Genomic DNA, 2,110 nt, shown 5'->3' on the forward strand with positions numbered 1-2,110 from the left:
GATGATCCCCCGGAAACTCCTCAACAGCCTGAACAATGTCGCCATCGTCGTCGAGGACCACAACGAGGAAGACCCCACCCTCCTCGGCCTGTACCACGGCGTCGCCCTCACCGAGCGGTCCGTCGAGTGGCCGACCTACCTGCCGGACAAGATCAGCATCTACAAGGACGCCCTGTGCACCTGGTGCCACACCCACGATGAACTGGCCGAACAGGTCGCCATCACCGTCGTCCACGAGATCGGCCACCACTTCGGCATCGATGACGCCCGTCTCCACGAACTCGGCTGGGGCTGAACACCCCGCCGATCCCGCCGATGCCACCGACCAGAGGAGCGTCAGACGCCGGCCCTGTCACCGGCACCGACGCCGGCGTCCTCGATCGGCATGGTCGAGAGGTCGTACTTCTCATTGTCCTCGATCCCGTCGAGAACCTCCGTGACCTCGTGCTTCTCATCGACGACCGGCATGGAGCCCAGCAGGTTGCGTCCCGCGGACTCCCGCATGCAGTACACGCCGATGCTGCCGACGATGCAGGCGAACATGATGTAGTACGCGCCCGCGTAGTCCGTGCCCAGCACGCTCTGCAGAGCGGTGATGACGAAACCGGTCGTGCCACCGAACAGGGCGACCGCGATATTGAACATCAGGCCCATCGCCGTGTACCGGCTGGCCGTCGGGAACAGCGACGGCAGGGCCGACGCCTGGATCGAGACCTGGAACATCATGATCACACCGATGATCATCAGGCCCGCCAGGGTGGACCACACGTGGTCCATCATCATCAGCGCGAACGCCGGGATGGCGAAGACCACACCGACCGCACAGCCGGCGATCATCACCGGGCGGCGTCCGATCCGGTCGGAGAGGGAGCCGAACAGCGGTAGCCCGACGGAGACGATGATCAGCACGGGCACCAGCAGCGCATTGCCGTGGACCGTGTCGTAGCCGAGGGTGTCGGTGAGGTAGGTCGGCATGAACGTCGTCAGCGCGTAACCGACGACCTGGGCGCACATGACCAGCGCGGACCCCATGAGGATCTGCGGCCAGAAGTTGCGGAACAGGTAGCTGACCTGCCCCTTCAGGCTCGTGTCGGTGCTGCCGGACGCCCCGGCGCCGCCGTTCTTCCCGGACGCCGCGACCGTGTCGCCGACCCGCTCCTCACGGCTCTCCTGCACCGCTTCGAAGGCGTGCGACTCGTCGATGTTGGACCGCATGTACAGGCCGATGAGGCCCAGCGGCAGCGCGACCCAGAAGGCGATGCGCCAACCCCAGGACTCCATCTGGGCGTCCGTCGTCGCCAGCTCCAGCACCGTGACCAGGCCCGCCGCGGCGGCGAAGCCCAGGTAGGAGCCGAGGTCCAGGAAGGACCCCCAGAAGCCGCGGCGCTTGTCCGAGGCGTACTCGGCGATGAACGTCGCCGCACCTGCGTACTCGCCGCCGGTGGAGAAGCCCTGGATGAACTTCAGCAGGATCAGCAGGACCGGTGCTGCCACCCCGATCTGCTGGTAGGTCGGCAGGCAACCGATGAGGAACGTGCCCAGCGACATCATGATGATGGTGAACGCGAGGATCGCCTTGCGTCCCACCCGGTCCCCGAGCGGGCCGAGGATCAGCCCGCCGAGGGGGCGGACGAGGAACGTCACCGCGAGGGTGGCGAAGGTCGCCAGGCCGTCCCACGGTGCGGGCAGCGGGAAGAAGTGGAGGGTGATGTAGGTCATGACATAGGAGAAGACTCCGATGTCGAACCACTCCATGAAGTTCCCGAGCAGTGTGGCGCGCAGCGCCTTCTTCATTTTTGACTGGTCCACGACGTGAATGTCGCTCGCCTGGATCGGCGCCGTGGAGTGGGCATTATTAGCCACAACGGTTCCTTCCTATAGTCGGACCCAATCGACCGTAGCGGAAGTCACCGGGAAATATAAAGTAGTTACCTATGAAATCCGGGGCGGCTCCCCGTGCCCGCCCCACTCGGTGACCTTCCAACCAGCGGAAACGACATCGGTGAGCGTCTCCCCGACGGTCTCCCCCACCATCCCCGCGGCCACGTCCGCCTCCGGCAGCCACGCCGCCGTGTGCAGCATCGGGGCGTCCACCGTCGGCAGCGTCGGC

Annotated in this window: 2 protein-coding genes; one reads left to right on the top strand and one right to left on the bottom strand. The window is 65.7% G+C overall.

Annotated features, from left to right (window positions below; translation table 11 throughout):
* The first annotated feature begins 1 nt into the window (after position 1).
* The gene (locus QZV72_RS02985) at positions 2-295 is read left to right on the top strand and encodes a metallopeptidase family protein (RefSeq protein ID WP_297005074.1); all 294 of its coding nucleotides are present in this window, start codon (positions 2-4) and stop codon (positions 293-295) included.
* A 41-nt stretch (positions 296-336) separates the two neighbouring features.
* On the opposite strand, the gene QZV72_RS02990 is transcribed toward QZV72_RS02985, so the two are convergent.
* Entirely contained in the window at positions 337-1,863 is a 1,527-nt protein-coding gene (locus tag QZV72_RS02990) for an MFS transporter (RefSeq protein ID WP_297005077.1), read from the bottom strand.
* Positions 1,864-2,110: the final 247 nt, after the last annotated feature.

This window comes from uncultured Corynebacterium sp. (assembly GCF_902782855.1).
Taxonomy (GTDB): domain Bacteria; phylum Actinomycetota; class Actinomycetes; order Mycobacteriales; family Mycobacteriaceae; genus Corynebacterium.

Bases quoted from the DNA above. Each gene is read 5' to 3' on its own strand.
- QZV72_RS02985 (WP_297005074.1), top strand. From the start codon at position 2: ATGATCCCCCGGAAACTCCTCAACAGCCTGAACAATGTCGCCATCGTC.